The 24102-nt window shown below is 61.6% G+C and carries 17 protein-coding genes; 7 read left to right on the top strand and 10 right to left on the bottom strand.

Features of this window, described 5'->3' with window-relative positions:
• Nucleotides 1-21: 21 nt before the first annotated feature.
• Nucleotides 22-1188, bottom strand: a complete 1167-nt coding sequence (locus K3727_21655; GenBank protein UWQ93510.1) for a nucleotide sugar dehydrogenase — start codon at nucleotides 1186-1188, stop codon at nucleotides 22-24.
• A gap of 338 nt (nucleotides 1189-1526) precedes the next feature.
• Here K3727_21655 and K3727_21660 point away from each other — a divergent pair, with 338 nt between their 5' ends.
• From K3727_21660 to galE, 3 genes are all read left to right on the top strand, one after another.
• Nucleotides 1527-3806: a hypothetical protein gene (locus K3727_21660; protein UWQ93511.1), complete on the top strand. Its 2280-nt coding sequence runs from the start codon at nucleotides 1527-1529 to the stop codon at nucleotides 3804-3806.
• A 221-nt stretch (nucleotides 3807-4027) separates the two neighbouring features.
• The gene (locus K3727_21665; GenBank protein ID UWQ93512.1) at nucleotides 4028-4999 is read left to right on the top strand and encodes an SDR family oxidoreductase; all 972 of its coding nucleotides are present in this window, start codon (nucleotides 4028-4030) and stop codon (nucleotides 4997-4999) included.
• Nucleotides 5000-5037: 38 nt separating this feature from the next.
• Nucleotides 5038-6024 (top strand): UDP-glucose 4-epimerase GalE, encoded by a 987-nt coding sequence (gene galE, locus K3727_21670; protein UWQ93513.1) that lies wholly within the window; start codon nucleotides 5038-5040, stop codon nucleotides 6022-6024.
• A gap of 221 nt (nucleotides 6025-6245) precedes the next feature.
• Here galE and K3727_21675 read toward each other — a convergent pair whose 3' ends face one another.
• Nucleotides 6246-6989 carry a glycosyltransferase family 2 protein gene (locus K3727_21675; GenBank protein UWQ93514.1) on the bottom strand — a complete coding sequence of 248 codons (744 nt, stop codon included), beginning with the start codon at nucleotides 6987-6989 and terminating at the stop codon, nucleotides 6246-6248.
• A gap of 1 nt (nucleotide 6990) precedes the next feature.
• On the bottom strand, nucleotides 6991-8976 hold the full coding sequence (locus K3727_21680) for a glycosyltransferase family 4 protein (protein ID UWQ93515.1): 1986 nt from the start codon (nucleotides 8974-8976) through the stop codon (nucleotides 6991-6993).
• A gap of 470 nt (nucleotides 8977-9446) precedes the next feature.
• Here K3727_21680 and K3727_21685 point away from each other — a divergent pair, with 470 nt between their 5' ends.
• From K3727_21685 to K3727_21695, 3 genes are all read left to right on the top strand, one after another.
• Nucleotides 9447-10604, top strand: coding sequence for an NAD-dependent epimerase/dehydratase family protein (locus K3727_21685; protein ID UWQ93516.1), 1158 nt, complete (start codon nucleotides 9447-9449; stop codon nucleotides 10602-10604).
• 181 nt (nucleotides 10605-10785) lie between these two features.
• Nucleotides 10786-12375, top strand: a complete 1590-nt coding sequence (locus tag K3727_21690; GenBank protein ID UWQ93517.1) for a sulfotransferase — start codon at nucleotides 10786-10788, stop codon at nucleotides 12373-12375.
• Between the two features lie 94 nt (nucleotides 12376-12469).
• Nucleotides 12470-13210, top strand: a complete 741-nt coding sequence (locus tag K3727_21695) for a phosphoadenylyl-sulfate reductase (GenBank protein UWQ93518.1) — start codon at nucleotides 12470-12472, stop codon at nucleotides 13208-13210.
• Between the two features lie 3 nt (nucleotides 13211-13213).
• Here the strand turns inward: K3727_21695 and K3727_21700 are convergent, their stop codons facing one another.
• Nucleotides 13214-16312: an FG-GAP-like repeat-containing protein gene (locus K3727_21700; protein ID UWQ93519.1), complete on the bottom strand. Its 3099-nt coding sequence runs from the start codon at nucleotides 16310-16312 to the stop codon at nucleotides 13214-13216.
• 364 nt (nucleotides 16313-16676) lie between these two features.
• Here K3727_21700 and K3727_21705 point away from each other — a divergent pair, with 364 nt between their 5' ends.
• Complete coding sequence (locus K3727_21705) at nucleotides 16677-17324, top strand: hypothetical protein (protein ID UWQ93520.1); 648 nt, start codon at nucleotides 16677-16679, stop codon at nucleotides 17322-17324.
• Here the strand turns inward: K3727_21705 and K3727_21710 are convergent.
• The 6 genes from K3727_21710 to K3727_21735 all read right to left on the bottom strand — a co-directional run bounded on the left by K3727_21710 (nucleotide 17319) and on the right by K3727_21735 (nucleotide 24028).
• Nucleotides 17319-18305: a hypothetical protein gene (locus tag K3727_21710; GenBank protein ID UWQ93521.1), complete on the bottom strand. Its 987-nt coding sequence runs from the start codon at nucleotides 18303-18305 to the stop codon at nucleotides 17319-17321. The two genes, K3727_21705 and K3727_21710, sit on opposite strands and share 6 nt — an antisense overlap.
• Nucleotides 18302-19396: a DegT/DnrJ/EryC1/StrS family aminotransferase gene (locus K3727_21715; GenBank protein ID UWQ93522.1), complete on the bottom strand. Its 1095-nt coding sequence runs from the start codon at nucleotides 19394-19396 to the stop codon at nucleotides 18302-18304. Before K3727_21715 ends, K3727_21710 begins: the two co-directional genes overlap by 4 nt.
• Before the next feature lie 160 nt (nucleotides 19397-19556).
• Entirely contained in the window at nucleotides 19557-20444 is an 888-nt protein-coding gene (locus tag K3727_21720; GenBank protein UWQ93523.1) for a hypothetical protein, read from the bottom strand.
• 70 nt (nucleotides 20445-20514) lie between these two features.
• Entirely contained in the window at nucleotides 20515-20946 is a 432-nt protein-coding gene (locus K3727_21725) for a hypothetical protein (GenBank protein ID UWQ93524.1), read from the bottom strand.
• 185 nt (nucleotides 20947-21131) lie between these two features.
• On the bottom strand, nucleotides 21132-22376 hold the full coding sequence (locus tag K3727_21730) for a sel1 repeat family protein (GenBank protein ID UWQ93525.1): 1245 nt from the start codon (nucleotides 22374-22376) through the stop codon (nucleotides 21132-21134).
• Nucleotides 22376-24028, bottom strand: coding sequence for an SEL1-like repeat protein (locus K3727_21735; protein UWQ93526.1), 1653 nt, complete (start codon nucleotides 24026-24028; stop codon nucleotides 22376-22378). The genes K3727_21730 and K3727_21735 overlap by 1 nt, the downstream gene beginning before the upstream one ends.
• Between the last annotated feature and the right edge of the window lie 74 nt (nucleotides 24029-24102).

Consider the following 24102-nt stretch of genomic DNA (forward strand, 5'->3'; position numbering starts at 1 on the left):
GGAGGGCTCAGGTCTTTCTTGTCAGTCAGAGCCGAACAGATCCCGGGTGAACAGCTTGTGGTCGACGTCGGCCAATTCGGGCGCGGCCCGGTTGGCGATGATGACATCGGCTTCGGCCTTGAACGCGTCGAGATCGGTAATGACGCGTGAGCCGAAAAAGGCGTCCTCGGTCATGGCCGGTTCATAGATGATCACCTCGATCCCCTTGGCCTTGATCCGCTTCATGATCCCCTGGATCGAGCTTTGGCGGAAATTGTCGGATCCGGCCTTCATCACCAGGCGATGGATGCCGACGCATTCGGGCGCGCGCGCCAGGATCCGGTCGGCCAGGAAATCCTTGCGGGTCCGGTTGGCTTCGACGATGGCCCGGATCATGTTCTGGGGCACTTCGGAATAATTGGCCAGCAGCTGTTTGGTATCCTTGGGCAGGCAATAGCCGCCATAGCCGAAGGACGGATTGTTGTACTGGGTGCCGATGCGCGGATCCAGGCCGACGCCTTCGATGATTTGCCGGCTGTCCATGTCATGGGCCAGCGCATAGCTGTCGAGTTCGTTGAAATAGGCCACCCGCATGGCGAGATAGGTATTGGCAAAGAGCTTGATCGCCTCGGCTTCGGAGGGGTTGGTCAACAAAACGGTGACATCGGGTTTGAGCGAGCAGTCACGCAGCATGTCGGCAAAGATCTGGGCCCGGTCCGACCGTTCCCCGACGATGATCCGCGACGGGTACAGATTGTCATGCAGGGCGCGCCCTTCGCGCAGGAATTCCGGGCTGAAGATGACCTGATCGGTGTTCAGCCGCTCCGAGACGTCCTGGACAAAGCCGACGGGAATTGTCGATTTGATCACGATCGTGGCCCGTTTGTTGCGGGCGATGACTTCGGAAATCACCGCTTCGACCGAGCTGGTATTGAAGTGATTGGTGGTGGGGTCATAGTCGGTCGGGGTCGCCACGATGACATAATCCGCATCACAATAGGCGTCATCCGCAGACATTGTTGCCGTCAGGGAAAGATCTTTTTGGGCCAGATAATCGGTCAGCTCGTCATCAATGATCGGGCTTTTGCGGGCATTGATCATGCCGACACGATCCGCTGAAATATCAATTGCGCAAACATCGTGTTTTTGTGCCAGCAAAACAGCATTGGAAAGGCCGACATATCCCAAGCCGGCGACAGAGATTTTCATAGGGAAGCTTTCCGTTTTTCAAAAGGAATTGACTGTGGCCCCCGGGGGGGCCGTGGATATGTACTATTAGCCATTAATGTTCGGGCTCTGCAATATGTGCGGCGTGTGGGATGTGGTCGCTGGGGCGGATTGCATGATTTATCAACACATATGACCCCATGGTGTTGTGCCGTCAGCTTGACAGTCGGGAACAGACGGGGACAAGTAACAATAAATACACAGGTGCCCAGTTTGATGTTCCTGGGCGTGAAAAAAATTGCGGGAAGCATGAATTGACAGAGCTGTTGAAGCAGAAACAGTCGAAGAAGAGACCGGCGAGCAGGAAGAGAACGGCGATCATGGTGCTGGGGATGCACCGTTCGGGGACGTCCAGCCTGACCCGTGTCCTGAATTTGATGGGCAGCGATCTTCCGGCGCATATGCTGCCCGCACAGGACAAGGACAATGACCTGGGGTTCTGGGAATCCAAACCGGTCATGGAGCTGAACGACAAGATCCTGACCGAGGCCGGGTCGTTCTGGAGCGGCTGGACGGCGGTTGATGTCGCGGCGTTTCCAGAAGACAGGTCCGAGGATTTTGCAGTCCGGGCCCAGGAGGTTCTGCGCGGCGAGTTCGGGACCTCGCCGTTGTTCGTGCTCAAGGACCCGCGGCTGTGTCGGCTGACCCCGTTCTGGGCCGAAGCGTTGAAGCGGGAAAAGGTGACGCCGGCTTTTGTGCTGCCGATCCGCAATCCGCTCGAGGTGGCGGATTCGTTGCAGGTGCGCAATCACTTCCCCCGGTCTGCGGCGTTGCTGGCATGGCTGCGCCATGTTCTGGATGCCGAGCGGAGCACCCGGGGACATGCACGGGTGGTGACCCGCTATGACAGTCTGCTGGAGGATTGGCGCGCCTGCACGGCCCGGATTGCCCGGACGCTGGACATCCAGTGGCCGGTGACGGCGGCCCAGGCGGCCGAAAAGATAGACGGGTTCCTGTCGCCGAGATGGCGCCACCATACGATTGATGATCAGCGTCTGTTCGAGGATGAAACGCTGCTGATATGGGTGCGGGATGTCTTTGACATCATGGCACGCTGGGCGCGGGACGATTATGAGGACACAGATGAGGCAAAGCTGGATCAGATCCGGGCCGCGTTTGATCTGGTGGCCCCCACATTCGACGATCTTGCCGGGGCCATCGCCACGCTGACCCGCGAAAACAAGCAATCCGAACAGAAGCTGACCAACCTGAGCACAAAGCTGGAGGCGGCCCAATCGTCGGTTTCCGCCACGACCCAGGCGCGCGAGGCGGCGGAAACGGCGCTGGCCCAGACGCAGGCCCAGGCCCAGGCGGATCTGGCTGAGCGTGACGCGGCGCTGGCCGAACGCGCCGCAGCGCTGGACACCAGCCGCGCCGCCGAAGTCGCCACCGCCCAGGCGCGCGAGGCCGCAGAGACGGCGCTGGCCCAGATGCAGGCTCAGGCGCAGGCAGATCTGGCTGAGCGTGACGCGGCATTGGCCGAGCGTGACGCCGCGCTGGAGGCCAGCCGCGCCGCCGAAGCTGCCACCGCCCAGGCGCTGGAGGCCGCACAAACGGCGCTGGTCCAGACCCGGACGGTTCTGGCTGACCGTGACGCGGCGCTGGCCGGTCGTGACGCCGCACTGGCCGAGCGTGACGCGGCGTTGGAGGCCAGTCGCACCGCCGAAGCCGCCATGGCCCAGGCGCGCGAGGCGGCAGAGACGGCGCTGGCCCAGGCGCAGGTCCAGGCCCAGGCAGATCTGGCTGAGCGTGACGCGGCGCTGGAGACCAGCCGCGCTGCCGAAGCTGCCACCGCCCAGGCGCGCGAGGCGGCAGAGACGGCGCTGGCCCAGGCGCAGACGCAGGCCCAGGCGGATCTGGCCGAGCGTGACGCGGTGTTGGCTGAGCGTGACGCGGTGTTGGCCGAGCGTGACGCGACGCTGGCCGAGCGTGATGCGACGCTGGAGACCAGCCGCGCCGCCGAAGCCGCCACCGCCCAGGCGCGCGATGCGGCAGAGACGGCGCTGGCCCAGACCCGGACCGCGCTCGTGGATACCCGGATGGCCCGGGACGAGATGGAAGAGGTCGGCAGAAAGCTGTTGTCGGAACTGGCGCACGCCCGCCTGGTCGCCACAGAATCACAGGCCCATGTGGCGGATTTGGAAACCCAGTTGGCCACAGAGCAGACCCAGTTCAGCACGCTGCAACACCACCACGCCGAGCAGAGCGCGGCCTGGAGTGCAAAACAGCTGGCCAGCCAGAAGGCCCATGCACAGGAGGTGGCGGCCCGGGCCGAGGACATCGCCCGGCTGACACAGGATCTGGAGCATCAGGTCACGCAGATGGACGGGTTGAAGGTCCAGTTTCAGATTGCCCTGGGGGCCTATGTCGGAGTGCTTGACGCCCGAATGGCCCGCAGGCGTATGCCGGTCGGCCAAAGCCGCCGGACGCAAGAGGCCATTACATTGCTCAACACATCCGGGCTCTTTGATGCGCCATGGTATGTCAGCCATTACACGGATGTGGGGGAAACCGGACTGAATCCGGCGCTGCATTTCATTTGCTTTGGTCATGCCGAAGGCCGGTTCCCCAGCCCGGGTGTTCGAGATGCCCTGATTTGAGCCAATCAGCCTATATTTGCCGCCTACCCGAGACCTTTTGAGGCGGTTTCCCTGACGGGTGTTGACGGCTAGGGCCGGGGCGGTAAAAGGGCGTGAGATAACGTCACTGCCAGATTTGCAGGCTGAACACAGGTCTGCGTGAAAATAGCGTTTTTCAGTTCAGCGATTGCAATGAGCCGGGGAATATGCGTTTTCGGCCATGAACAGAATTGAGGTATTTGATGACACGTTTATATGATAGCAGGAAGCGGATTTTGGTGACCGGTGGAGCTGGCTTCCTGGGATCGCATTTGGTGGATCGGCTGCTGGAACGGGATCACGAGGTGCTGTGTCTGGACAACCTGTTCACCGGGACCAAGCGCAATATTGATCATTTGCATGAACATCCCCGGTTTGAATTTCTGCGCCATGATGTGACATTCCCGCTGTATGTCGAAGTCGACCAGATCTTTAATCTGGCCTGCCCGGCCAGCCCGATCCATTACCAGCACGACCCGGTCCAGACCACCAAGACCAGCGTGCATGGCGCAATCAACATGCTGGGCCTGGCCAAACGTCTGCGCTGCCCGATTTTCCAGGCTTCGACGTCCGAAGTCTATGGCAGCCCGCATGTCCACCCGCAGTCCGAAGATTACTGGGGCAATGTGAACCCGGTCGGCCCGCGCTCCTGCTATGACGAAGGCAAGCGCTGCGCCGAAACCCTGTTTTTTGATTACCACCGTCAGCATGACATGGACATCAAAGTGGTGCGGATCTTCAACACCTATGGGCCGCGGATGCACCATGCGGATGGCCGGGTGGTGTCGAACTTTATCGTGCAGGCGCTCACCGGACAGGACATCACGATCTTTGGCGACGGAACCCAGACCCGGTCGTTCTGCTATGTGGATGATCTGGTCGAAGGCTTCCTGCGCATGATGGACAGCGAATCCGGGGTGACCGGTCCGATCAACCTGGGCAATCCGGGTGAATTCACCATGCTGGAGCTGGCCGAGAAAGTGCTGCGTCTGACCGGATCCAAATCCAAGGTCATTCACAAGCCGCTGCCGCAGGACGATCCGCTGCAACGCCGGCCCGATATCACGCAGGCCAAGGAAAAGCTGGACTGGGAACCCCAGGTTCAGCTGGAAGAGGGTCTGGAGCGCACCATTGCCTATTTCAGTGACCTGGTGAAGGAACTTCGGCTGGTTTGAGACCAGCCCGAGCCCACAAAGAAGGAGTTTCAGACCCAATGTCAAAGCATGTTCTGGTGACAGGCGGGGCCGGTTATATCGGCAGCCATACCTGCAAGGTCCTGAAGCAAAAGGGATATATCCCGGTTTGTTATGACAACCTGTCGCGTGGCAACCGCCATGCGGTGAAATATGGCCCCTTTGAAGAGGGCGATATCGCGGATGCGGCGCGCATCCGCGAGGTTGTCGAGACCTATCGCCCGATCGCGGCGATCCATTTTGCGGCTTTTGCCTATGTGGGCGAGTCGATGGACCACCCCGACATCTACTATCGCAACAACACATCCGGCACGGTTGCGTTGCTGGATGCGCTGCGTGCCAACGGGGTGGAGCGCATCGTCTTTTCTTCGACCTGCGCCACCTATGGCACCCCGGAGACGGTTCCGATCAGCGAGACGCTGCCACAGAACCCGATCAACCCCTATGGGCGTTCGAAACTGTTCATCGAGCATGTGCTGCGCGACTATGCGGCCGCGTATGGGATGTCTGCGGTGGCGTTGCGCTATTTCAATGCGGCCGGTTGTGATCCGGACGGGGAAATCGGCGAGGAACATGACCCGGAAACCCACCTGATCCCGCTGATGCTGGAAGCGGCGCGCACCCAGGATCCGGACCGCAAGCTCACGGTGTTCGGCGACGATCACCCGACGCCGGACGGGACCTGTATTCGGGATTATATTCACGTCATGGACCTGGCAGCGGCGCATGTGCAGGCCCTGGACCTGATGGAGGCAGAGCCGGGATTCCACGTGCTGAACCTGGGCACGGGGCAGGGGCTGTCGATCCTTGAGCTGATCCAGGCCACCAAGCGCATCACCAATCGCGAGGTGCCCTATGTGATGGGACCACGCCGCGCCGGGGATCCCTCCGAGCTGGTGGCGGATCCGTCGCTGGCCCGTCAGAAGCTGGGCTGGACCCCCGAGATGTCGGATATGGACACATTGCTGCGCACGGCCTGGACCTGGCTCACCCGTAACGACGGCTGAGCTGGTCGTGTGACCCGGGCCCTGTTGTGGCCCGAAGCAGAAATAGGAACGGCCGACCCTTTGACAGGTTCGGCCGTTTTGTTTTGGGCGTGTGCCCCGGTCTGGTGTGGTCTGGCCCGGTCCGATCCGGTCTGAGCCGGTCTGGCCCGGTCTGGCCCGGTCTGGCCCGCGCCGGGATCCGTACCCGGGGGACCAGAGGCCGAAGATCAGAGGCCCGGAGATCAGAGGCCGGCGTAGTTGGGGTTGCCGTAGCTCATCAGCGCATTGCGCCGCATCCGGGCCTTGCCGGTCGAGGCGTTCATGGTCTGCGACCCGGCGCGGCGCCGTTTGAAGATCGTGGTATCGGGAACGATCTTGTGGCGGATGCCCGCATCGACAGTGATGCAGTTCCAGCCCCAGTCTTCATAAGCCCAGCCGTTGGCCATGTCGCGTTTGGGGAAGGGGAAGCGGCGGTACAATTCAGTGTCGCACATGGCCAGCGCGTCCCAGTAGTTGAACAGGCGCAGCATGTCGGGGCGGTATTCGTCGCTGTCCTGATCAATCTGGCGGAAGATGGTGGCCTGACCTTCGAAGAAGTAGTTGTAGGCGGGGTGCGCGACCACATCGGGTCCGACCTCTTCGAGGAAGGTCCAGGCCTGGACCAGCCAATCCGATGTCCACAGGTCATCGCCATCCTGAAAGGCCGTGCGTTTGCCGCGGGCCTGGGTGATGGCGTGGTTGCGCGCGGCGCCCTGGTCGCCCAGGTCGGTTTCCAGCAGCAGCGCATGTTCCCCGGCCTCTTCGGCCGCAGCCCGGAACACCGAGGTGGTGATCTCGTTGGCCCGGTCGAGCACATAGATTTCCTGCACGCTCAGGCCTGCGGCCCGGGCCTTGGACACTGCGGCGCGGATCGACCGCAGGGTGGCGACGGACAGGCGGCCTTCGCGGTGGCCGGTCAGGATCGTGGTAATGTCATACTCAAACATGTCAGGGCAGTACTTTCTTCAGATCATTGCGGTAGGCATCGGGGGAGAACTGTTCCCCAAGCTTTGCATAAAGCGTTTCAGCCCGTGCCTGGGCATCCGCCCGGTCGCCCAGCAATTCGCCGATCGCAGTGCGATAGCCATCGACGTCCTGGTAATCCGCGACCAACCAGCCGGTGGTGGCATCGACCAATTCTGAAATGCCGCCGATATCGGGGGCAACGATCGGCAACCGCGCCGCGGCCGCTTCGAGCAGCCCGGTGGGAATGCCGTCCCATTCGGCCGTGTACAGGAAGAAGTCAAAGCCGTTTTCCAGCGTCTCCTCAAAGCTGTCAAAGGCCCCCTGGTCGTAGATATTGGACGGTGGGTTGTAATCTTTCAGGGTTTTCTGATCCAGGACCGGCTTGCCATAGACCCAGATATCGATCTCGGGGTTGGCGCGCGCGATATCGACCAGGATGTCTATCCGCTTTTGGCGGTCGTGCCGTCCGGCCCACATGGCGCGGGGGCGGCGCTGGCCCGAGGCGGGGGCCGGTTCGGGCAGCAGGTCGGTATAGCTCAGCAGCGGTTGAACCCGCTGTGCCTGGTCACCGGTGAACCCGAAACGGGTGCGGATGTCGCGGGCCAGAAAGGCGCTGTCGGTCAGCACCGAATGGTGGAAATCGACGGTGTCGCGCAGCCATTGGATCGGATAACCGGTGCGCAGTCCGGTGACCGTGACATCCCAGCAGAACAGATAGCTGGTGATGTTGATCTCCTGGCCGATCTGTTTGCCAAAGGCGCGCATCAGGTTCCAGAACAGGCGGCTCTGGACGTTGAAGACATGTTTGGCTTCGATGCCATACAGCAGATCGGTCAGGATCTTGAACTTTTCGTCCTCGCTCATGCCCTCCATCTCGGTGCTCAGGTCCAGGTGCATGACCGAGTCCGGGAACCATTCGGGGAATTCGAAATGCGAGGCGTCGGTCTGGACCAGCAGCACCTCCTGGTCACCGTGCAGATTGGCCAGCGCATGGGTCAGCATCCCGCCGATGCGGGTGGCACCCGACATGCGGACATGCGGCACCAGAACGACATTGGAGAATGTGCGCCCGGCAAAGGTCCGGCGCAGCTTGGCCGCCAGATCGACGACCTTTCCATGGGTCAGGGGCAGCGAGCGGACGATCCGGTTCACATTGTTGGGAAAGCCCAGCATCGGTTCCAGCTCAAGCGCTTCGCTCAGCGCGTCGGCCAGCGCACCGCCGGGGTCAAAGGCCTCCAGCGCATAGGCTTCGACGCGGGAAACGGCCCGACCCTGGCGCCATTTCTCTTTTTTGCCGAACTTGTGGTAATGCAGGAAGGGATTGATCCCCTGTTTGCGGATGTCGGGGTTCTTTTTCAGATAGAAAGAGGTCGAGAACTCTGCGCTGGGATCATTGCCTTCGATCCAGCCGATGGTCATGTAATGTACCAGCGGATCCACACCCAGCCGGGTCACATGCGGGTATTCGTCGCAATAGAATGTCTCGTCAAAGAACGGGCGGATGAGCTTGAGGTCCGCGACCGGCGGCACTTTGAGCGTGATCGACGGCCCGGCCTGGATCGGGTGCGCGCCCTCAGAGGCAAGCGGCACCGAGACCGGCATGCGTTTGCCAGTGTCCAACCCCATCGCAAAATGCAACAGCGGGCAACTGCCAAAGGCCAGAAGTTCGGGGTATTTCTTCAGATAGGCTTCGGTCTTGAAATCTTCTCTCGGATTCCGTGCTTCCTTCCAGCCGAAGTAGAAATAATGTTCGACCGGATCCATGCCGGTTGCCCGAACATCGGGGTAGGCCTTCAGGTAGAACTCGGAATCAAAATGCTGTGCCAGCTTGTTCCGAACGGCATCCGTCAACCGGTTGGTCCGAAGCAGGCTGTCATCCTTGTCGGTTGCGGGAAGGGGATCCTGAGTGGCGGCCGGCGCGGCCACAGAGGTGTCCGGATCAGATGTAAGAACGGTAGATTTCGACATGTTGCCCAATAATCTTGTGTGTATGATAGTTGTGTCGACGAGAGTTGATATATGTTTTGCAAAGTTGGTTGGAACAGTCTGCCGGGGGGGGGCTGCTTGTCAACAGGACCGCAGGTCGCGTTCGGCTCCGATCAGTGCTTTTCCTGTGTTCTGGCTGTCCTCATTCTCTGGGCCACCAAACGGTTGCACCCTGGTCGTGGTCAGGTAATTTGGGGGTATGCTTTGATTGAATGTTGCCTGCAAGGCAAGAATTTTTATGATTTCGGACCATTTGCGGCGTGGTTCTGCCTTCTGTCGCGCAGAGATTGAGCACATGCGCGCAGGTCAGGCGAAATTGGTTGACGACTATTGAATTATAAGGCCGAGACTGTCAGAAGCTTCTTGGAAGCGACAAAGAGATCGGTGGGCTTTTTCGTCTGTCGACGCTGGGTTGCGAAAACCTACATACGGACTTCAATGAGGTATTCTAAATGAAAGTAATCGTTCTTGGCGCGGATGGGTTTTGTGGTTGGCCCACGACGTTGCATCTTTCAAAGCGGGGACACGATGTCATTGCCGTCGATAACCTGTCACGCCGTGAAATCGACATCGAACTGGAAGTGGACAGCCTGACCCCGATCCGTCCGATCGGCGAGCGCCTGCGTGTCTGGAAAGAATTGACCGGCAAAGACGTGCCCTTCCACAATTTCACGGTGGGCAAGCATTATCATCGTCTGCTGACATTGATCAAAGACGAAAAGCCGGACGCGATCATCCATTTCGCTGAGCAGCGCGCGGCCCCCTATTCGATGAAATCCGCGTCGCACAAGCGCTATACCGTCAACAACAACCTGAACGCCACCAATGACGTTCTGGCGGCGATCGCCGAAAGCGGCCAGGACATCCACCTGGTCCACCTGGGCACCATGGGCGTTTACGGCTATGGCACCGCCGGCATGAAGATCCCCGAAGGGTATCTGAAGGTCAAGATCGACACCCCCGCCGGTGAAGCGGAGCAGGAAATCCTGTACCCGACCAACCCCGGTTCGATCTATCACATGACCAAGAGCCAGGATCAGCTGTTCTTCCACTTCTACAACAAGAATGACGGCGTCAAGATCACCGACCTGCACCAGGGGATCGTCTGGGGCACCCAGACCGCAGAGACCCGTCTGGACGAGCGTCTGATCAACCGGTTTGACTATGACGGCGATTATGGCACGGTTCTGAACCGTTTCATCATGCAGGCCGCAGTGGAATATCCGATGACCGTGCATGGCACCGGTGGTCAGACCCGCGCGTTCATCCACATCCAGGACACCTGCCGCTGTGTCGAGCTGGCGCTGGAAAACCCACCGCAGGCGGGCGAGCGTGTGAACATTCTCAACCAGATGACCGAAACCCACCGGGTGCGGGATCTGGCGCAGATGATCCACGAGATGATGGGCACCGAGATCGCCTATCTGGACAACCCGCGCAACGAAGCTGCCGAAAACGATCTGCATGTTGCCAACGACCGCTTCCTCGGCCTGGGCCTCGAGCCCATCAAGCTGAACGAAGGCGTCATGGACGAAGTGCGCGAGATCGCTCAGAAATACGCGGAACGCTGCGACAAGACCAAGATCCCCTGCGTCTCGCTCTGGCGCTGATCCGGGTCAAATAACCAATCCGGAAGCACAGATTTCTGTTTGTGCTTCCGGGTATTTTTCAGGCATTTTCCAGGCGCGGGGCGGCGCCAGACGTCATTTTACAGCCAAAAATCTTTGCGAACCCCGGAAGAACCGCCACCATGCTTCAAACGAACGGATTTCGAGGGGCATAGTCAAAGCGATGGAACCGACAGACACGACACGCAATCCCGTCCATCTCTGTATTGGTGCGCCGCGCGCAGGAACGCCGTGGCTGTTTCATGAATTCAGCCTGCATCCCGGCCTGTTTGTGCCTCAGATTCAGGAAGTCCGGTATTGGAACAGTCGGCGTTCGGATGCGGAACGCACCCGGGCGATCGGGACCGCGGCGGCCCGGCTGGCGGAGGTGCACGACCGGGAGGCCCAGGAGACCTGGCTGGCCGGGTTTTCGCAGATCCCGCAAACCCGCGCGCCGTCGGTGGATGAATATCTGGATCTCATGTGTCAGCCGGATCGCCCGGCCATGGATATTTCGCCCACCTTGTGTTTTCTGGACCGGGACAGGATCAGGGACCTGCGCGCAGGCCTGCCCGAGGGCAGCAAGGTCCTGTATCTGATCCGCGAACCGATGGAGCGGCTGGCGTCTCAGATCCGGCTGCATTTTCATATCCAGGGCCGGTATCGGGGGCTCCCGTCGGTCGAAGATCTCAAGGATTTCCTGAGCACCCCCCTGCAGCGCAAGCGATGGGATTACGCCACGGTGATAGACACCTGGGGAGAGGTGTTCGGGGAGGACCTCCACATTCTCCGCTATGAGGATATCCAGCGCGACCCAAAGCAGACACTGCAGGATCTGGCAGAGATCCTTGGGGTCGCCCTGAGCGCGGATATAGCCACGCGCCCCGAACAGAGCTTTTTTCACGAGATCGGTGCCCAGGGTCGAAATGCCCAACACCCGGCCCTGGGGGTCCGGGAACAGAAGGTGCTGGCCAGAGCGCTGGAGCCGGATCTCAAGAGCGCGCAGCCGGTGCTGGCGCAGGAGGCCGGGACATGGCTGCGGGATCTGAGACGGCTCAAACGGCGCAAGAACGACGCCGCCCCAGCCAGACGCCGCGAGCCTGATTTGCGTGTCCACAAGCTGATGCGGATGACCGAAAGCCTGGGGGACAACAGCGAATACGGGGCCTGGCAGCGCGATCGCGGCTATGAGCCGGCCAGCCTCTTTCGCTGGGCCAACCTGTCGGCGGATGATCTGCTTGGCTATTTCAGGTCCCGGGGGCCGCTGTTTCAACGCGAGACCCTGCGGGCCTGTGGCCCGACCCGGGTGCAGGACGGGGCCAGCGGCATCACGTTCGAAAGCGGGCTGGTGGATGTTGCGGCGGATGGCCAGCTCCGGTTGCAGCCGGACCCGGATCTGTTCGAGACGCTTTATACCGCCGAAAAACAGAGGCTGGATTTTCTGGCAACCCGGTTCTGGTCACAGATGCGGCACAAGCCGGCCCTGTATATCATCAAGAGCACCGAGGGGCGCAGCAGGCTCGATTCAGAAAAGCTGGACCAGCTCCATCGCCACCTTCGGGCTGAGAACGCAGCGCATCTTCTGTTGTGGGTCGAGGAGGGTGAGAATTGGGGGATCACCGAACTCAAGGACGGTCTGCTGCACGCCAACCTCTCTGCGTTTGCGCCGGAGACTGCGGTCTCGGACTATGCGCCTCAGGGATGGAGCACCCTGATGGCCGACTTGGTCGAGCGCGAAGACATCACCGGGATGATCCGTCAAATGCAACGCTAGGGACAGACCGGAAGACAGCAACCTGCTGTGGGACACATCAGGGCGGGGGCAGGACAGTTTGCGCTTATAATGACTATCATCGGAGCACATAGAGATGACCACATTTGAAACCAATGCCCGGCTGGAGCTGAAGGATCGGGCATATGGATTGAGCGCCCGGCACGCCGGTCAGCAGGCCGAGGATATTCTGCGTTCGGCCATCCGCAGCGATTTTCCCGGCCGGATCGGGCTGGTTTCGTCCTTTGGCACCGAGGCTGCGGTGCTGTTGCACATGGTGAGCCGGATCGACCCCTATGTCCCGGTGATCTTTCTGGATACCTGGAAACATTTCCCCGAAACCCTGACCTATCGCGATCAGCTGATCGAGCAGCTGGGCCTGTGCAATATCCAGACCGTGACGCCGCGGCCCGCAGGGGTCGACGCGGATGACCCGGATGGGGATCTGCACAAGGCCAACCCCGATCTGTGCTGCCACGTGCGCAAGACCCTGCCCATGCTGGCGGCGTTGCGCAGCCTTGACTGCTGGATCACCGGCCGCAAACGGGGCCAGGCCGACACCCGGACCGAAATAGATCTGTTCGAAATCCAGGACCGCTGGATCAAGGTCAACCCGCTGATCGACTGGGACCGCGACCAGACCGACGCCTATTACGAGACCCACGCGTTGCCCCGCCATCCGCTGATGCAGCAGGGGTATCTGTCGGTGGGCTGTGCCCCCTGTACGCGGGCGGTGAAACCCGGCGAAGACCCCCGCGCCGGTCGCTGGGCGGACAGCGAAAAAACCGAATGCGGCATCCATTTCGAAAATGGCAAGATGGTGCGCAAGGGCGGCTAGGGGTCAGCCGCCCCGGCGGATCCGGTAGCTCTGGCCGGGCTCGAACGGGCCGGGGATCACGCTGGTGTCACCCGTACTCCAGTGAATGCGCAGGGTCCGGAACAGGGAGGCCCCCGGCGCCAGGCCGAAATGGCGCCCGGGCGCGTCAAAGGACATGAAGCCGCCGCCCAGCTGGAGTTCCCGGCTCTGACGGTTTCCCTGATCGTCTTCGATTTCGATGATGGCACCGATCCCGTCGCGGTTTCCCAGGTGGTCCTCGAGCGTGACGGCAACCGATCGGGGCGCTTGTGTGGTGTTGCGAAAGAAGCTGAGCGGCCCGTTCACCGGGTGGGTCAGAATATCCAGATCGCCATCCCCGTCGGCGTCAAAAGCCACGGCAGAGGCGGTCATCAGATAATCCTCGAGCCCCATGGGCCCGGAGGTTTCGGTGAAAGTGCCGCTGCCGTCGTTTTCGAAATACAGGTTCGAGGGGCTGACCTCGTTCGGAACCCAGGTGCCGTTGACGATATAGACGTCCAGATCGCCATCCAGGTCAAAATCCTCGATTTTGGTGTCCCAGCTCCAGCCGCCCACATCCAGACCGCGCGTCTCGGCGGTGTCGGCATAGCCTGCGCTGCGCAGATCTCCGGGGGCCTGGGCTTCGAGCAGCACATTCGAGCGCAGGATCTGCTGGATTGAGGCTGCGGCTTCGGCGGCGGTGACGGCGCGGGCCGGACGGAAATGCAGCTCGCAATAGGAGCGCGCCACCAGCTGGGTGGCGGGGAGCAGGGCGCAGATCTCGGGGTTGTTCTGCTGGATCGCCAGATCCTTGACCAGCATTGCCTTGCATTCGGCCTGATCGCGCCCGTCCAGTTCCTGACAGCGGGCGGCATAGGTCGGGTCGAAATTGTTGCCCGATTTGTACCAGGTCTTGATCTTCATGTTCTTGCGGCAGGTGGCCAGCGCCTCGGGGTTTTCAATGCCGTCGCAATACTGCTCCAGCGGCTGCATCTTGAGCGTGTCTGAGACCCCGGACGAGCGGCCCGCGATCTGCGCCAGATAGAGTTCGGGATGGCCGTTGCCGGTCAGATCGTCGGATTTGATCGTCATCGTGGTGGTGGTGGTCTGCGGGATCAGCCCGTCCTGATGGGTGATCTGGTCAAACCCGCGGGCACCATCGCCAAAATAGATCGCGTCCGGGATTTCGAAATCATTGCCCACCAGCAGGTCCTGGGCCCCGTCGCGGTCGATGTCGGAAAACAGGATGCTGAGGGTTTCGCCGGGGATGGCGGGCAGATCCAGATAGCTGTCACCGGTCAGCGCGCCGTCTTCGTTCCACAGGATGCGGTTGCGCGATTCCTCGCCCGGCACCCGGCGGTACCAGCCCGCCGCCCAATTGCCCAAAGCCACATCCAGATCGCCATCGCGATCCGCATCCGCCAGGCTCAGCGCCAGCGACAGCACCGCGTCCGGGCGGTTTTTGACGGGCTGTGGGTTGGCGGTGTCGAGCTGTCCGGCGCGGTTCATCACCAGATAATTGCCCTGTCGGTAGGTGGCCACAAACAGATCGCGCCAGCCGTCATTGTCGATATCAGCCAGCACCGCGTTGAACACATGCATGTCGCCCAGCGGACCGGGCGGCAGGGTCAGCCGGGTGAATTGGCCGTGGCCGTCGTTTTCATAGGCATACAGCCCGATTTCGGTCGACGCGATGACCAGATCGGTATCGCCGTCATTGTCCAGATCCCCCGCCGCCAGGCTGCGGCCTTCCCAGAACGGGGGCCACATGTCGCGAAAGGAAAATTCCAGCGGCTTGTCGATACCGATGGTGTCGGCCTCGATCCGGGTGAATGGCGCGTCACCCGGCGGGGAGGAGGGCGCAAAAGGGCGCGCGGTGACCTCGATCCCGTTGGGCGCGGCTTCGAGCGTGGCGGCCTGGGCCGCCCAGAGGCCCGGATCAGAGCCGGGCGCTTCGCCCAGCAGCAGCTCCAGCGCCCGGCGGGTTTGCCAGTCGTGATAGCTCTGGGCACCGATGCCACCCAGGATGCCCAGCACCAGCACCGCGCCCGACAGCATCAGCGCGCTGCGCAGCGACACCGATTGGGCCACGATGAAGAAGGAATAGATGCTGAAGGTGCCCAGGGTGAACAACAGCGCCATGACATACCCCTGGCTCATCCCCAGCCCCAGCAGGGCCCCGGTGACAACCACGTCAAAGGCAATGGGCACCGGCAGAAACAGACCAACCAACGCCAGCGGGATCAGGATCCAAAGCGCGAATTCCAGCCCGGTGACCATCTCGGGGGGCAGGAAAACCGCCGCGATGGTGCCCAGAAACCCGGCCAGAACCATCAGCGGTACGGTCATCTTGACGATATACCACAGGTTTCGCGCATAGCTGACCAGCACCGCCAACAGGGCCTGCCACAGGGGTTCGCTGGTGGCTGTGCCCAGCTCTCCGGCGCTCCAGGGTTGGGGCGCGGAAATGTGGGGGTCGGGGGCGCGCTGTGCCTGGGGCAGCATCCGGCAGATCAGCGGCACCGCGCCCAGGATCACGATCAGGCTGAGCGCGATCTTGGTCACGGCCATGTAAAAGGGCAGCAGGCTGAAGGTCATGGTCAGCACCACGATGTTCAGGGTCGGCGATGCGATCATGGCCGACAGCACGGTTTCCGCCCGCATCCCGCCGGAATACATCCCTCGCGCAATCGGCGCGGCACAGTTGACGCAGACCCCCAGCGGCGTGCCGATGGCCAGGCCCAGCAGCGAATTGGCAAATCCGCCCGAAAAACTGCGCTGTTTCAGATAGGCGGTCGCGGTCAGGAAGGCGGCGGCAAAGAGAATGCCAAAGGTCATGCCTTTCTTGTTGGTATTGACCCAGTTGAGCGTCGACCAGAAGATCCGCTCCAGCAGCCCCATGTCCGGGGTGATGGGGAATTTGGCCTCAAAGCTCAGCGCATCCTCCAGCTGGATGGCACCCGACATCATCGCCTTTTCGTCCAGCGCCGGATAGCGCGACCCGGTCCAGAACATCCAGGCCAGCGCCACGATGAGAATCCCGACAAGGACAAGGCGTTTGTGAAACTGGGGATGTACCATGTGATTCATGTCTGTCTCATTCATTGGGCCAATCGGGGGGCCAGTCGAGCGGTCAATCGGGCGGTCAATCGAGCAGTCAATCGAGCGGTCAGTCAGGCCCGGGGCCGGCCCTGTGGGGCGGGCCGCCACACCCATATCAATTGGTCGTATTCTGATCTGTTTCGGGACACAGATTACGCAACGAACCCCCTGGGGCAAAGCCTGAAAAGACATTTCTTTTCTCTCCCTTGCCAGAGCGGATCAAGAGGCAGAAAAGGCGTGATTGTTCACGGGTTTGCAGCCATAAAGACCATGTGCCCACAGGCGGGTGACAGCGCAAGGAGAGGAGACCCAGTGTGATGATCTTGCCGTGCCGGGATGATGCCCCCCCCATGTCCGAGGGCGCGTCATGAAAAAGCCGGTTGTCATACTTGGATCCGGCGAACATGCCGTGGTGGTCATCGATGTGCTGCAGGCGATGGGGACGTTCGATGTCATCGGCTGTATTGCGGATGATAGCGACCCGGACCGGCTGGTGCTGACTGTGCCGATCATCGGCCGTGCGGATCGTTTGCAAACCCTGGCTCAGGAGGGGATTTCCGCGGCCATCGGTCTGGGAGGCTGGGTTGATAACGAGACCCGCGCGGCGCTGTATCACCAGGCTGTCGCGGCGGGGGTCGATATCGTGACGGCAATCCACCCCGAGGCCCATGTGGCCCCGCATTGTTCCATCGGGCGTGGTTCGGTCATCTGTGCCCGTGCACATATCGGCGTCGCCACCACGGTCGGCGAGAATACGATTGTGCATTGCATGGCGCTGGTCGGCCATCAGTGCCGGATCGGCAACCATGCCCTGATTTCCGGCGGAGCGGCGATCGGGGCGGCTGTCACCATCGAAGATGAGGCCACGGTGGCAATTGGGGCAACCGTGGCGTCCCGGGTTACGATTGGCAGACAGGGGTTGGTCTGTGCGGGATCGGCTGCGGACCGGGATGTGGCTCCGGGAACCAGGGTTCGCGGCGTGCCGGCGCGTCCCCGTGGCCGGGTGCGCTCATGACGTCCAGCTCCAGCTGGGATGTGCCAGCTGCCCAGGACGCGCCCGCTGCTCCAGTTCGGGCAGGATGTCGGCAATGATCCCGCGCGCAATCTCCAGGGATCCCGCGGTTTCCCAACCGGTTCCGGCAAAGTCTTTCAGAGTTTCCAGGCTGGCAAAGATTTCGCGTTTGTCGAACATGTGATTGCGCCGCAGCAGATGCAACAGGCGCGCATCTGCGAGCTCTTTTGGGTGGAGGGCTTCGAGGGCGACATCATTGGGGAAATTGTATTTCATCCCGAGCGCGCGATGACGGACCCCGCTGTGGGCAATGGCCAGCGTGAGCGAGATCTGCGACCGGAAGACGCTGCTGGGAAAGGCCTGGCGGGCTGCGTTTGCGCAGGCGCGGTGATGTTCGGCGATGGACTGACGGGCCGCTTCTGGAATGACAACAAACCCATAGTTGAAATAGGGCGGGGCCATCATGGCACCGGGCGTTCGGTCCTCTTTTTTCCACATGTAGGGCCAGCCCGTGTAGCGATAGGGGAATGTGGGAGGATCCAGCTGCGCCGCGGCATGGAGATTGCCCCAGTCCTGTCGTGTGATCGGGGCGATATGGGCGACAACACCGGCGACGGTTGACTGGGCGACACAATCGCCCAGAAGTTCGGACAGGTCACCGCAGGCGATCATGTCGGCATCTATACAGACCATGACATCGGCGGTGCAGGGAAGCTGCAGCCGGAGATCCGCTGCGCCGTGAACGCCGTGGTCCTTGAACATGGCGGGATCGACAGGATGGCAACGTATCTCGGGGGCCAGCCATTCGGCAAAGGCCGCTGTTTCGGCCTGCTGGTCGGGGCCGGCACTGACGATGACGGTCATGTCGAACCGGTCCAACCCGGCGTGCCGCTGCAGGCTTTGATACAGGAGGGCCAGCATCAGGGCAAAATGTGGCGTGGGGCTGGCACCCACGCGGAATTCGACACTGGGATGACGGGTCATGATGTGGCGACGGTTTCGATGATGTCGGCGATCCGATCAATATCCGCATCCGACAGATCGCTGAACATGGGGACGCACAGGGCCCGACCATAGATGTCTTCGGTCACGTCCAGCGGGGCCACCCGCGCCAGGGTGCGATAGGCATCCATCCGGTGGGCCGGAAAGAAATAGCGTTTGCTCCCGATCTGCTGATCGGCCAGCGCCTGTTCCACGGCGTCCCGCAGGGTCTGATCGGCAAAGACGATCACGAAATCCTTGTAACTTCTGGTGTCTCCCGGGGCCGGGGCCGGTTGAAACCTGAGAGTCGGAAGATGTGCCAGCCGATCCCGATAGCGCTGTGCCACTCTGGCCCGTTCCAGGATCATGCTGTCGAGCAGGTCGAGAGACAGATACCCCATTGCGGCATTCATTTCGGAAATCTTGCCGTTCAGCCCCGGGGCCTTGGCATTGTAATCCCCGACGAAACCATAGCCGCGCAATTCGAGAAACCGATCCCGGATGTCGGGGCGCGCAAAGGTGATCAGCCCGCCTTCACCGGCGGTCACGACCTTGGTGCCGCTCAGGCTGTAGACCGAAACATCTCCCCGCCCGGCCAGGGACGACCCGGAGACGGTTGTCCCGATGGCATGGGCGGCGTCAAAAAACAGGGCCAGACCGTTGTCCGCAGCAATCACGTCAATGTCGGGAGAAACCGGTTCGCCGAAACAATGCATGGCGGCAATGGCGACGGTGCGGGGGGTGATCAGCGCCCGCACCGCGTCTGGCGCGAGACACAGCGTGTCGGGGTCGATGTCGGCAAAAACCGGGGTCAGCCCATTCCAGACAAGCGCGTTGATCGTGGAGGCAAAGGTAAAGCTGGGAACAATCACCTCGCCGTGTGACAGGCCCAGGGCGCGCCAGGCCAGGGTCATGCCGATATCGCAACTGGCGACCGACAGCATGTCAGCCCCCAGCATCTGCGATGCCCGGTCTTCCATCAATCTGCAATATTTCGAGAAGTTTGACACGTAACGCCGGTCGAAAATGTCCTGGGCGAGCGCGGCGAATTGATCAAATGCGGGCAATGTCGGTTTGGCGACAGGAATGGTCATATGTGTCTGTTCAATCAGCTGAAAGTCTGCGCAATCGGGTCCTGGCAGGGCCGTCTGGTCGTACAGGATCTGTCCGCTACGGGGCCGGATTTGTAAAGGGGAAACAAAAAAGGGAGCCGAAAATGGGCCGGCTCCCCTGATCTTGAAACTGTTACGGGCCTTAGTTGACGCCGCCCGGTGCCGCGGTGACGGTCCCGGTAAAGGTCGCGTTGCCGGCTGAATCGAGCGAGAACATAATGCCGGTCCCGACCAGGGCAACATTGAAGGTCCCGTTGTCATCGGAACCGAAGGTCCAGATTTCCGGTGAGGCACCAAAGTCCTCCAGCACGATGCCGGTGCCGCCGTTCCGCCGCAGCCACAGGACGCCCCGATCAGAGCCATCGCCTTGAATTGTCATCTGCGAGTTCCCCTCTGGGGTGGTCGTCCCGATCCCGACATCACCATCAGCCGCGATGTCGATTGAGCTTGTCGGTGCGCTGGGGCGGACCCTGAACGGCAGCGTACTGCCGTTGGTCACATCACGGACAAAGAAGTTGGTTTCGTTGGCGGCCACATCAAAGGTTTGCGGGGTAAAGCCGCTCGAGCCGTCCTGTTCCAGGCGCAGGGTGGGTGTGTCACCGTCTACGACATGTACTTCCACCACCGGGGTCGCGGTGCCCAGACCGATGCGGCCGCCGTCATCGACATAGAGCGAATGGCTGGGGGCGCTGGCTTCGATGGTGAAGGGGGTGCGACCACCGTCGACATCGTCGATCGAGAATTTGTTCTGACCGCCATTGGTGCTGTCGTTGAAGGTAAGCTGCCAGTCATTGGTCGGGAAGGACGCCGAATTCGACGTATCCTGTGCCTTGATGCGCAGGTTGTTTTCTTTCAGGCGTAGCGTGTCAAAGCCAAAGCTTTCGCCGTTGACGCAGTCCATGCCGACGCAGATGCTGCCATCGACGATCAGATCGTCCAGAATGACCTGATCCGCCTGGGCCAGGCTGGCGGCGAGGCACAGGGCCGAGGTCCCCAGTGCAAGTGATTTCAATGTGCGTACAGAAGGCATTTGTTAAACTCCCTGTTGTGTTTATGTCAGAGGCTCCGGTGCTCTTTGCGGCCCGGATGTCCGGTTGTGTCTAGTTGGTGTCTTCTTCGGAGATGTCCTCGGGGCTGATGATCACCCCGCGGGATACGGTAAAGCTGCCGTTCATATGGAACGGTTTGGCCTTGGTGTCAGAGGCCGCGTCGCCGCGCCCGTTGTTCTGCGGGTTTACGATCTTGACCTGTTCCTCGCTCGCCGCGCTCAGTTCAAAGTGATAGATACCATCCACCACTTCGGAGCCGCTGAGCTGAAAGACAGGTGTGCCGCTGGGGGCAGCAATCGAGATGATCTTGCCGTCCGGGGCCGAGACCACCAGCTTGGCGTTGCTCAACCCGGTCCAGTTCTCGAACCAGACCGCATTGGAATTATGTTGTTTTACAGGATTGGCGGCCATGGAAATGCTGGCCAGACCCAGGCTGATCGGCAGCGCGGCCGCAAGAATCAGACCTTTTTTCAACAGAGACATGTGGCTCCTTCCAGTCAAATCAATCAAAAAAACATCACTCGTTTTGCCTTGTCTCGCCCGTGTTCCGGCACATATGCCGTGCGGCAGCCTGCCGTTGGGGCAACTTCACTATACACGAGGGGGTCCCCGGAATTAAGAAGTTTTATTAAATTTCTATGTTTTCAGATCGTGCACAATGATCTTGTTCACATTGGTTGCAATTTCCGCCAAATTTCACGTGCACGCGTCTGGGCTTCGTTGACCTGTTCGGGGGGCATGCGCTGTTGCAGGGCGGTGCTCTGGGCCAGCGTCTGGGGCAGGCCGGCTGATCCGGCGAGGGTCAACCACATGTATCCCAACATGAAATCCTGCGGAACACCGCGTCCCTGAATATAGAACTGCGCCAGATTGAGCATCGAGGGGCCATGACCCCGGTCGGCAGCGGCCCGGAACAGCCGGGCGGCCTGGCGCAGGTCGAGAATGCTGGCTTCGGGGTGGCTGCAGCTGAGCCAGCCTGCGAGAAACAGGGTGACGGGGTCCCGGCTTTGGGCGGCCTGTAACGCGATGGCCCGGTTGTCGGGGGTGTTGTCGGGGCGCTGCAACCTGTCGTCAAACAGGCACAATTCGGTGTCATCGACCGAGACCACATCCTGTCGGGTCTGGCTGGCGCGCCGGGCCCATTGTTCGGCCAGCGCATCGCTTTGCGCGATGCCCAGCCCATTGGCATACATGACGCTGAGATTGCGCATGGCCGTGGGCAGCCCCTGATCGGCGGCGGCCTGAAACAGGACGGTTGCCTTTTCGTAATGCTGGTCCACGCCGTGGCCGCGCACATAGAGCAATCCCAGATTGTTGCGGGCCCGGGCATGTCCGGTCTTGGCGGCCTTGAAATACAGGGCAAAGGCCCGCTCATGATCCTGGGCCACACCGATGCCGTCCTGATACAGCACCCCCAGATTGACCGAAGCCTCGGTATGGCCGGCGTCGGCGGCCTGTTCGTAAATCGTGGCAGCGCGGGTCGGATCAGAGCCTTCCAGGGCGGTGGCGAGATCAAACAAATGCTGTGGATCACCCTGTTGTGCGGCCTGCTCCAGCCAGGTCAGGGCCTGATCCAGATCCTGGGCCACACCAAGGCCCGAATGATAATATTGTCCCAGCCGGTTCTGGGCACCGGCATGGCCCTGTTGTGCGGCCTGACGATAGAAATCGGCCGCGGTTCGGAAATCCCGGATGACGCCCTGGCCGGCGTGATAGCGTTCGCCCTGTTCGAACCACTCTTCGGGTGCGTCTTTGGTTGCAGGGTCCATCGCCCGGCCGGTATTCTGATCCGGGGTGATCTCTGGCGACGTGGTCTGAGCAAAAGCCGGAGCAAAAACCGGGGCAATCGCCTGGACCGCAAGCAGAACCAGACAGGCCCACAAGCCCTGGCGCATCGGACGTGGGTGGCGCATCAGTTGTTTTCCTGAACGGTCTGTTGGGTTTGCGGGGGCTGCAGGGTCGCCTGTTCAAACACCTCCCGGGCGGCGGTCTGGGCCTGGGCGATCTGCTCCGGGGTCATCAGCTTGGCGATCGTGTCGCGCTGTTGTGCCGCCTTGGTGGCGCCGCTGGCGGCGGCCACATTCAGCCATTTATGGGCGTTGACATAATCCAGAGAAACCCCGGTCCCGGTGGTATAGAGCTGGCCCAGCTCGGCCTGCGCCCGGGCATCTCCGGCCTCGGCGGCCTGCAGCAGCAGAGCGGCGGCCTCCTGGGTTTTTTGCGGAGCAGTTTCCGGGGCGGTCTGGGCCTGGGCCAAAAGCACCAGCGCCAGCGCCGTCCGGGCCGGACGGTTGCCGTCCACAGCCTGGGCGGCCAGCCACTCCTGGGCAGCTGCAGTGCCATCCCGGGCCGCCACCGCCATCCAGGCGACGGCCTCCTGGGGGGCGGCCAGAGCGTCGAGTTTGCCGGCCAGTTGCATCCGGGTCAGCTGTTCGGCGGCTTTGGGCTGTCCGGCGCTCAGCGCCTGACGATAGAGCGCCATCGCCCGGGCCGGATCGACGGGTGTGCCCCGGCCGGTTTCGTGGATCTGGCCCAGAATCAGCATCGCCCGGCTCACGCCATATTCGGCAGCCTGCTCATACCAATAGAGCGCCTTGGCCTCATCGGGGGGGACCCCTTCGGCACCGGTGGTATAGATATACCCGAGATTGGACATGGCACCGGGTTCACCGGCCTGCGCCGCAGGCACGAGCCAGCGCAGCGCTTCGGTCATGTTCTGTGTGACCCCGTCCCCCTGCATGTATTTGGTACCCAGCACCCGCGCGGCCAGGATATGCCCGTTTTCCGCAGCCCGGCGGTACCAGGCCAGCGCTTCGCCGGGCAGGTTCGGGGCCCCCTTGCCGCCGTCATAGGCATTGGCCAGGAAAAACTGGGCGTCGGTATGGCCGTTCTCGGCCGCCCGGGTCAGCCATTTGAGAGCCTTCTGGGTGTTGACCTCAACGCCTGCACCTTTGGAATAGGCGCGGCTGAGGGCATATTGCGCCTCGACATGCTGCTGTTCGGCGGCCGCCAGGAACCAGTTGACGGCGGCGGTTTCGTCCTTGGGCAGGCCGTCCCCGGCGCTGCTGAGCAGTCCCAGATAATATTGGGCTTCGCTTTTCCCGCGGGTCGCCGCTTTGGCCAGCAGCTCTGCGGCCTGGGCGGAATCGCGTTGCAGGCCCAGGTCCTCGCCGCTCAGATGGATGCGCGCCAGCAGGGTGATCGCCTCCAGGTGGTCCTGCGCGACCGCCCGGGTCAGCCAGTCGATCGCGCCGGGGATATCGCGTGGCCCGCCGCGCCCTTCAAACAGGATCCGGCCATAGCGGTATTGCGCCAGCGGCGTGCCCAGCTCCTGAGCCAGCTGCGCGAGCCCGGCACGCGCGGTGACATAATCGCCGCGTTTCCAGGCCTGTTCGATTGCGGCCATTTCGGGCAGGGCCGGTGCCGCTTCGCTCTGCTCTTGCGGGGGCTGTTCGCCTTGGGCCAGTTCGCTTTGAGCCAGAGCCGGGAGGGCGGTCAGCGGCAGGGAAACGCCCAGGCAGAGAGCGGTGTACCAGGGTCTTGTCAGGTGGTGGAAAAAGGGCATGAGGATACGTCTTTGACAAAAAGGGTGAATGCGCTGGGGCCACCTTAGAACAAGTCATGCAACAGTGGGAACCG

This window comes from Rhodobacteraceae bacterium M382, from assembly GCA_025141015.1.
Classification (GTDB): domain Bacteria; phylum Pseudomonadota; class Alphaproteobacteria; order Rhodobacterales; family Rhodobacteraceae; genus Aliisedimentitalea; species Aliisedimentitalea scapharcae.

Coding starts and splice junctions, on each gene's coding strand:
- K3727_21655 (UWQ93510.1), bottom strand. CDS start 1,188: ATGAAAATCTCTGTCGCCGGCTTGGGATATGTCGGCCTTTCCAATGCT.
- K3727_21660 (UWQ93511.1), top strand. CDS start 1,527: ATGGTGCTGGGGATGCACCGTTCGGGGACGTCCAGCCTGACCCGTGTC.
- K3727_21665 (UWQ93512.1), top strand. CDS start 4,028: ATGACACGTTTATATGATAGCAGGAAGCGGATTTTGGTGACCGGTGGA.
- galE (UWQ93513.1), top strand. CDS start 5,038: ATGTCAAAGCATGTTCTGGTGACAGGCGGGGCCGGTTATATCGGCAGC.
- K3727_21675 (UWQ93514.1), bottom strand. CDS start 6,989: ATGTTTGAGTATGACATTACCACGATCCTGACCGGCCACCGCGAAGGC.
- K3727_21680 (UWQ93515.1), bottom strand. CDS start 8,976: ATGTCGAAATCTACCGTTCTTACATCTGATCCGGACACCTCTGTGGCC.
- K3727_21685 (UWQ93516.1), top strand. CDS start 9,447: ATGAAAGTAATCGTTCTTGGCGCGGATGGGTTTTGTGGTTGGCCCACG.
- K3727_21690 (UWQ93517.1), top strand. CDS start 10,786: ATGGAACCGACAGACACGACACGCAATCCCGTCCATCTCTGTATTGGT.
- K3727_21695 (UWQ93518.1), top strand. CDS start 12,470: ATGACCACATTTGAAACCAATGCCCGGCTGGAGCTGAAGGATCGGGCA.
- K3727_21700 (UWQ93519.1), bottom strand. CDS start 16,312: ATGAATGAGACAGACATGAATCACATGGTACATCCCCAGTTTCACAAA.
- K3727_21705 (UWQ93520.1), top strand. CDS start 16,677: ATGAAAAAGCCGGTTGTCATACTTGGATCCGGCGAACATGCCGTGGTG.
- K3727_21710 (UWQ93521.1), bottom strand. CDS start 18,305: ATGACCCGTCATCCCAGTGTCGAATTCCGCGTGGGTGCCAGCCCCACG.
- K3727_21715 (UWQ93522.1), bottom strand. CDS start 19,396: ATGACCATTCCTGTCGCCAAACCGACATTGCCCGCATTTGATCAATTC.
- K3727_21720 (UWQ93523.1), bottom strand. CDS start 20,444: ATGCCTTCTGTACGCACATTGAAATCACTTGCACTGGGGACCTCGGCC.
- K3727_21725 (UWQ93524.1), bottom strand. CDS start 20,946: ATGTCTCTGTTGAAAAAAGGTCTGATTCTTGCGGCCGCGCTGCCGATC.
- K3727_21730 (UWQ93525.1), bottom strand. CDS start 22,376: ATGCGCCACCCACGTCCGATGCGCCAGGGCTTGTGGGCCTGTCTGGTT.
- K3727_21735 (UWQ93526.1), bottom strand. CDS start 24,028: ATGCCCTTTTTCCACCACCTGACAAGACCCTGGTACACCGCTCTCTGC.